The sequence below is a fragment of the Litorivita sp. NS0012-18 genome, from assembly GCF_040371945.1.
Taxonomy (GTDB): Bacteria; Pseudomonadota; Alphaproteobacteria; order Rhodobacterales; family Rhodobacteraceae; genus Litorivita.
In genome coordinates this window covers 43,852-51,375 of sequence record NZ_BAABWS010000007.1, presented here as the reverse complement: position 1 = coordinate 51,375, position 7,524 = coordinate 43,852, and the positions used below count along the sequence as shown (strand labels likewise).

Below are 7,524 nucleotides of genomic sequence, written 5' to 3'. Positions count from 1 at the left end.
GGGAATCCCCCCATTTTTAATGGGGTTCGGCCGTAGAATTCAGGCGGCTGTTTTCAGTTTCATAGCGGGTGTTATACCGCCAATGCCCATGTTGGGGGGATTGCCAATAGATCACAAGCGCAGGCCGCAGTCTTTGTTTTGTCGCGTCATCCGTCCCAAATCACCCCGCGTTCGACAGGGCCGGATAAAGCGCGCGGTAGCGGTCAAAGGCGGCCTCATAGCGCTCGGACAGGCTCAGGTCGGGGGTGATGACCTGCGCGATGTCGGGGGGCGTCATCACCTCGGATGGGGCGGCGCCCGTGTCGGCGCAGATGGCAAGTCGCGCGGCGCCCAGAGCCGCGCCCAGCTCGCTTGAGCTCGGCAGGGACAGCGGCAGTTGCAGCACATTCGCCAAAGTGGTCAACCAGAACCGCGACCGCGTGCCGCCCCCCACGGCCAATACCGTGCCCAGCTTTGCGCCGGTGCTTTGCAACGCGACCAGATTGTCGCGCAGCGCAAAGGCCACCCCTTCGATCACCGCGCGGGTCAGATCATCGCGCTCCATCGACACATCAAGCCCGACAAATGCGCCGCGAATTTCGCTATCGTTATGCGGTGTCCGCTCTCCCGAAAGATAGGGCAAAAAGGTCAGATCGGACGGGCCACTCGCCACGTCAGGCAGCCGTCCGGACAGGGTGGCAGGGCTTTCGCCAAGGGTGCGCGAGAGCCAGTTGAGGCTGTCGGTGGCGGCAAGGATGACGCCCATTTGATACCAAAGATCCGGCACGGCGTGGCAAAAGCTGTGGACCGCCGAGTTCGGCGCGGGGGCGTAATGATCACGCCCTGCCATCAGCACACCCGAGGTGCCCAGCGAGACAAAGCCGGAGCCTTCGCTCAGGCATCCCATGCCGCAGGCGGCGGCGGCGTTATCCCCCGCGCCGCCCGCAACGACCACAGGTCCGTCGATGCCCCATTCCGACAACAATGCCGCGCGCAGATGCCCGCCCGCCGCGCTGCCTTCGACAAGGTCGGGCATCTGGTCACGGCGCATACCGCTTGCGGCCAGCGCCGCGTCAGACCACGCCCGAGCGCCCACATCAAGCCACGCGGTGCCGGCGCTGTCGGACATGTCCGAAATATGCTCACCGGTCAGCCAAAGCCGCAAATAGTCTTTGGGTAACAACACTTTGGCGGTTTTATCAAACAGCTCCGGCTCATGGGTTTTGACCCATGCCAGCTTGGGCGCGGTAAATCCGGGAAAGACGATGTTACCGGTGATCTCGCGCATCTGCGGCGCCGCGTCGAGCGCCTTTGCCTCGGCGATAGAGCGCGTGTCGTTCCACAAAATGCAAGGGCGCAGCACCTTGTCATCGCCGTCAATCAGCGTGGCGCCATGCATATGCCCCGACAACCCGATGCCGCGCAAACCCGCCAGCGCACGGGGGGCCTTGCGGCCAATCTCGGCCACAACAGCCTTGCAGGCCGTGATCCAATCCTCGGGATCTTGCTCTGACCATCCCGAATGCGGATGCGATAGCGCCAGACCGGCCTCTGCCTCGGCCTGCACACTGCCCTGCTCATCCGTGAGAATGGCCCGCAGGCCCGAGGTCCCCAAATCCAAACCCAGATACATCGCTGTGCTCCTCCCTCTATGCCCCTGCCTTTGTCAGGCAAAGCGGCCCACATAGTTTTCCAATATTTCCTGACGGCCCGAGCGCGGCGTCGGGGTAATCCTTTGTCCAAAGCCCCTGTGGCAGTGGCGGCCAGATCATTGCCCAACATGGCTTGTGCTTGCGGTATTTGCCATCCCTCTGCGCGATGCTCAAGCGCGGCGCACAAACAGACGTCCACGCGTTGCAAAACGGGATCAAAGCTTTGGCGTGTTCCGATTCACGCTGAGCGGCAATCAAGAGGTGAATTGGCTGGGATGGTAGGATTCGAACCTACGGTACACTGTACCAAAAACAGTTGCCTTACCACTTGGCTACATCCCAACTGAGGCCGCTAATTACGCTGGACCGGAGCGCTGATCAAGGCCTTAGATGCAAAAAACTTGCTATTCTTGGGAGGCGTCCGTGCGGTTCAACAAATCTTCGTCCGCGAGGGCCTCTCGTTCCTCTTCGACCATCGATTTGAGCGAGGTTTCGGCCTGTGCGGCGGTCTCTTGCGGGGGAATCAGTGTTGCGGGGGCGGATTGGGCCGCTTGCGGTGTCTTTTGCGCCTGCGGGGCAGGGCGGGTCTGCGCGGCGGTTTCGGGCGCGGGCAGGGCGTTGATGCGATAGGTCGGCTCGGGCATGTCGATGCCCGCCTCGCCCAGCCGCGCGAGGCTGAGGCGAATCGCTTCGCTCTTGGCCATGACCAGCGAGGTTTCGCTTTGCAAAATCCACGCGGCCAGCGTCAGCGTCACGGTGCTGTCGCCGATGGTCGAAAGCCACGCATTGGGCGCAGGGTCGCGCAAAAAGAACGGCAATTCCTCCAGCGTGGCAATCGCCACCTGCCGCGCCTTGGTCAAATCCGCATCGGGCGCGATGCCGATGTCGAAACTCACGCGGCGCTCGTCATTGCGGGTGTAGTTGATGATCCGCGATTTAAATACCGTCGCGTTGGGTATGCGGATATGGTTGCCATCAAAGCTGAGCAAAACCGTCGCCCGCGCGGTCATGCGGATGACATTGCCCTGATCGCCGTCAATCTCGATGGTGTCATTGGGTTTGAACGGCTGGCGGATCGACAGCAGGATCGAGGCGATGAAATTCTCGACCGTGTCCTTGACCGCAAAGCCGATGGCCAGACCCGCGATCCCCGCCGCGCCGAGGATCGTCGACAAAAGCGCCGTCGCCCCCAAGATATCGAGCGCCACAACCAGCGCGGCAATCACCGTGACCAGCCGCAAAACCTGACGGTAGATATCGGCGATAAAGGCGTTGGGGGCGATGCGCTCCCATGGTTGGCGCCGCCGCGCGATAAAGAACCCCAAGGCCACCACCGCCGCAAAGGCCAATATCGCAACCGCCACAAGCGGCAGGTAGCTCACCGCCGTCTCGGCGCGGGTTTGCAGCCGGTCCATCAGCGGCGAGAGCCGCTCGGCCACATCAGTGGTTTCGGTGACTTTATTCTCGATGGCCACCACGCCTTCGACGCGCGAGGCCAGTTCGCTCAAACGGGTTGTGGCTTTGGCATCCAAGGTCTCGCCGCGAAGGGTCACAATGCCCGATGTCACCGTGACCGAGATGTCGCCGTAGCCTTCCAATTCGCCCAAAATATCGCGGATACGTTGGGCGATGGCGGCGTCTTGTTGGGCATTATCAGTGACGGCAATGGCGCCGGTAGGTTGCTCGGGCGCAGCGGCGGTTTGCGCCTGCGCGCCTTGCGCCACAGCCAGCATCAATGCCACGGATACGGCGCAAAGCAATGCCAAGATAAGGCGCATGCGGCGCGTAATGGGCAGGCAAGAGCAGGTGGTCATGGCATCAGTTTCCCCAAAGGCGCGGCAATCTGCGCCCGTTTCAAGCTAACGCCATCTGCCGCGGGGGCAAGTCGGCAAGCCACCAAATCGGTTATTCGCGGATCTCGTCGGGGGCCACGCCCCAAAGCGCGGCCTTGGGCGCCCATCCCTTATAGCCGCCCGCATTGAGCAAACACCAATCGGCCTCGCAGCTGCCCAGCCGCGCAATCACCCCAAGTTCGAGCCGCGCGGTGATGGCGGTGTCGGGGGCGGGTTTCTTGTGCAGCGCCAGCATGTCCTGTTCGATCAAAACCGTGCGCACGCCGGACAAGAGCGAATAATGCACCCAGCCGCCCGCCCCGTCACGGTCGCGCACGCGGCGCCAATGGCCGTGCTCTGCGGTGATCTCCAACGGCATCTCGCGGCGTTTGAACACCCAATCGACGCGGTGCGTGAGCGACGGGCCGCGGCGCACATTGCCCTCGGTGGCCTTCATCGACACAAAGCGCGGCAAGGGCAGGTTGGTCACGCTGCCGCGGTCCTGCGCGCTGGCGGCGGCGCCAAACGTGGCCACCAGCCCCGCCAATAGCGCGGCTCGGCCAAGGCCCGATATCCGGTTCAAGAGATGTTTCATCGGTTCTACGTGCTCGAAACTCGTGAGATTTTGCGCGGGGTTCTTGTGCCTCGGCTGTCTATCGGCTTTGATGACATAGAACCGCCGGCTTTGGAAGGATGAGGAGGCCCCCATGCCATCACCCCGTTTGAGTGTTGTTGTAACGCGACGCCTGCCCGATGCCGTGGAAACGCGCATGAGCGAGCTGTTTAATGTCTCCTTGCGCGAGGACGACACCCCGATGAGCCGCGAAGAACTGGCGCAGGCGCTGCGCACCGCCGATGTTTTGGTGCCGACCCTGACCGACACGATCGACGCGCCCCTGATTGCCCAAGCGGGTCCGCAATTGCGGCTGATTGCCAATTATGGCGCAGGGGTCGATCACATCGATGTTCATACCGCCCGTCAGCGCGGCATTCTCGTGTCCAACACGCCGAGCGTGTCGGCCGAGGATACCGCCGATATGACCTTGGCGCTGATCCTTGGCACCACGCGGCGCATCCCCGAAGGCTTTGCCCATATGCATTCGGGCGAGTGGACCGGATGGAAGCCCACGGCACTTTTGGGCCGCCGTGTGAGCGGGCGGCGTTTGGGTATCTTGGGCATGGGCCGCATTGGCCAAGCCGTCGCCCGCCGCGCCGCCGCTTTCGGGATGCAGGTGCATTACCACAATCGCAAACGCCTGCGCCCCGAGGCCGAAGAGCGGCTGGAGGCGACCTATTGGGAAAGCCTCGACCAGATGGTCGCGCGGGTTGATGTCTTGTCGATCAACTGCCCCCATACGCCCTCGACCTACCATCTGATGAATGCGCGCAGGCTGAAATTGATGAAACCCGATGCGGTGATCGTCAACACCTCGCGCGGCGAAGTGATCGACGAAAACGCCATGGTGCGGATGCTGCGCGCGGGCGAATTGGCCGGTGCGGGGCTTGACGTCTACGAACACGGCTCCGAAATCGCCCCTGCCTTGCGCGAATTGCCCAATGTGTTGCTGTTGCCGCATTTGGGCTCGGCCACGATCGAAGGGCGGATCGAAATGGGCGAGAAGGTTCTGTTGAACATCAAGACATACGCCGACGGACATCGCCCGCCCGATCAGGTCGTGCCCGCGATGCTGTAACGCCGCGCGGCGCGCATGGTCGGTATTTCGCGCAAACGCGCGGCAAATGCCTAAATCAAAGGCAAATGGCAAGAGACCGCCGGTCTTTGCCCCCGTCATATCGGTTCATTAACCCTCTTGGTGCTTTGCTCGGTCATGGTGATTGCGAGGGCACTCCGTCTGTGTGCGAACAGCGGCGTCACCTGTTTCAGGTTAGGAGGATCGAAAAATGGCAAAAGATACGGGACCGTTTTGGCGCGATACTTTGGCATACGCCGGTGTCTGGCGTTTGGATGCGCAAGACCGATCAAGGCTTTGCTTTGAAGGCAGCGTGCCGGACCGACCTGCGGTTTATGCCTTCGTCATCGCTGGCCGGCCGGTCTATGTGGGCATGACGGGCCGCCCCGTCAGCGAGCGGCTTGATGATTTCCGCCGCGGTCATAGCGCACCGAAAACCCAAGCGCGCGTGCACGAAGAGATTATTGCGGCGCTGATGGCGGACCAAGAGGTCGAGATTTACCTGCACAGCTTTAGCGGCGGGCGCGATTTTGCCGATAACGCATGGGAGCTGCGCAACACGCTGCGCGCCGCCTATGTCCCCGATTGGAACCGCCAGCAAGCCGCATAACGCGCCGCGCGCTCGGCGGTGCGCTTATTATAAATCCTGATCAGCGATAGACTTGCTCTTCGCCAGGGAAAGTGCGCGATTTGACCTCTTCGGCATATTCCGCCACCGCCCGCTCAATGGCGGGGCCAAGATCGCCGTAGGTTTTGACAAACTTCGGCGTCCATTTGTTCAGCCCCAACATGTCCTCGAGCACCAAAATCTGACCGTCGCACTCCGCCGATGCGCCGATGCCGATGGTCGGAATGGCGATCTGTTTGGTGATCTTGGCGGCCAATGGCTCGACCATCCCCTCCAGCACCACGGCGAAGGCCCCCGCTTCGGTCACCACCGCGGCATCGTTTTCATGCGCGGGCCAACTGTCTTCATCGCGCCCTTGGGTTTTGAACCCGCCCATCACATGGCTCGATTGCGGGGTCAGGCCGATATGCGCCATGACCGGAATGCCGCGTTCGGTCAAAAAGCGGATTGTCTCGCCCATGCGCGCCCCGCCTTCCAGCTTCACCGCGCCGCAGCCGGTTTCTTTCATGATCTTGGCCGCATTGCGAAAGGCGACCTGCGGGCTTTCCTCATAGGTGCCAAAGGGCATATCCACCACGATCAGCGCCTTTTGCGTGCCGCGCACCACCGCCTTGCCATGCATGATCATCAAATCCAGCGGCACGCCGACGGTGCTGTCCATGCCGTGCATGACCATGCCGAGGCTGTCACCGACAAGGATGAAATCAGCGTAATTATCCACAATCGCAGCCGTATGCGCGTGATAGGAGGTGAGCGAGACAATCGGCTCGCCGCCCTTGCGATTGGCGATTTGCGGCACTGTCGTGCGGCGGATTGCGGTCTGTGTGCTCATGGCTGGATCACCCTTTGGTCAATCAAAAGAATATCGGAGAATTGCGCCGAGACCATCACCGCCAAAGGCGCGCTCAGCGGGCCGGACATTTCGGTTAGATCGCTATGATGCACCGCGTCCAGCCCCATCAAGGTGGCGCGCGGTTCGGCCTCGATCTTGGCGGCGATTGCGGCGCGGATGGCCTCCACGCCCGCGCCCTTGGCCGCGACGGCCTCGCCCACGCTCAAGGCTTGGCTCAGCACCACCGCCGCCGCGCGGTCTTCGGGGCAAAGGCGCACATTGCGCGAGGACATCGCCAGCCCGTCCGCCTCGCGCACCGTCGGCGCACCAAGGATCTCAACCGGCATATGCAGATCGCGCACCATGCGGCGGATCACTTGCAATTGCTGGTAATCCTTCTCGCCAAACACCGCCATATCGGGCTGCACGATGTTGAAGAGCCGCGCGACCACAGAGGTCACGCCGCGAAAATGTCCAGGCCGGACCTGCCCGTGCAAAATATTGGCCAGCCGCGTGGTTTCGACGATGGTCTCGTCGCCCTGCGGGTAAATCTCGCCCGCTTGCGGAAGGAAAACGGCATCGACCCCCGCGGCCTCAAGCAAGGCCAGATCGCGCGCCTCGTCGCGTGGATAGGCCTCCAGATCGCCCGCCTGCCCGAATTGCGTCGGGTTGACGAAAATCGACACCACCACACGTTTGGCGCCGCTTTGCGCGCGGCGCACCAAGGACATATGGCCCTCGTGCAAGAACCCCATCGTGGGGACAAATCCGATCCGCTCGCCCGCCATGCGCCATTCGCGCAGGCCTTCGCGCAAATCTTTGATAGAGCGGTGAATTTTCATGGCAGGCCTTTCAAACTTCGGGCTCGAACCCATGCGGGTGCTTGGGCCTTTCCTCTCTAGCACTCCGG

At 62.2% G+C, this 7,524-nt stretch carries 7 protein-coding genes and 1 tRNA gene; 2 read left to right on the top strand and 6 right to left on the bottom strand.

Annotated elements, in window-relative coordinates; all coding sequences use genetic code 11:
* Positions 1–160 precede the first annotated feature (160 nt).
* The 4 genes from xylB to ABWV64_RS15615 form a co-directional block, all read right to left on the bottom strand.
* Positions 161–1,612, bottom strand: coding sequence for a xylulokinase (gene xylB, locus ABWV64_RS15630; protein WP_353346959.1), 1,452 nt, complete (start codon positions 1,610–1,612; stop codon positions 161–163).
* Positions 1,613–1,898: 286 nt separating this feature from the next.
* Positions 1,899–1,973 (bottom strand) — tRNA-Gln (locus tag ABWV64_RS15625).
* Between the two features lie 62 nt (positions 1,974–2,035).
* Positions 2,036–3,445 (bottom strand): mechanosensitive ion channel domain-containing protein, encoded by a 1,410-nt coding sequence (locus ABWV64_RS15620; protein ID WP_353346957.1) that lies wholly within the window; start codon positions 3,443–3,445, stop codon positions 2,036–2,038.
* A gap of 91 nt (positions 3,446–3,536) precedes the next feature.
* Positions 3,537–4,058 (bottom strand): SH3 domain-containing protein, encoded by a 522-nt coding sequence (locus tag ABWV64_RS15615; protein ID WP_353346955.1) that lies wholly within the window; start codon positions 4,056–4,058, stop codon positions 3,537–3,539.
* A gap of 112 nt (positions 4,059–4,170) precedes the next feature.
* On the opposite strand from ABWV64_RS15615, the gene ABWV64_RS15610 reads away from it, so the two are divergent.
* Together ABWV64_RS15610 and ABWV64_RS15605 are read left to right on the top strand one after the other, a co-directional pair.
* Entirely contained in the window at positions 4,171–5,157 is a 987-nt protein-coding gene (locus tag ABWV64_RS15610) for a 2-hydroxyacid dehydrogenase (RefSeq protein ID WP_353346953.1), read from the top strand.
* 208 nt (positions 5,158–5,365) lie between these two features.
* On the top strand, positions 5,366–5,764 hold the full coding sequence (locus tag ABWV64_RS15605; protein WP_353346951.1) for a GIY-YIG nuclease family protein: 399 nt from the start codon (positions 5,366–5,368) through the stop codon (positions 5,762–5,764).
* Between the two features lie 40 nt (positions 5,765–5,804).
* Here the strand turns inward: ABWV64_RS15605 and panB are convergent, their stop codons facing one another.
* On the bottom strand, positions 5,805–6,614 hold the full coding sequence (panB, locus tag ABWV64_RS15600) for a 3-methyl-2-oxobutanoate hydroxymethyltransferase (protein WP_353346949.1): 810 nt from the start codon (positions 6,612–6,614) through the stop codon (positions 5,805–5,807).
* A complete protein-coding gene (panC, locus tag ABWV64_RS15595) occupies positions 6,611–7,456 on the bottom strand; it encodes a pantoate--beta-alanine ligase (protein WP_353346947.1) in 846 nt (281 codons plus the stop codon). Before panC ends, panB begins: the two co-directional genes overlap by 4 nt.
* Positions 7,457–7,524 lie beyond the last annotated feature (68 nt).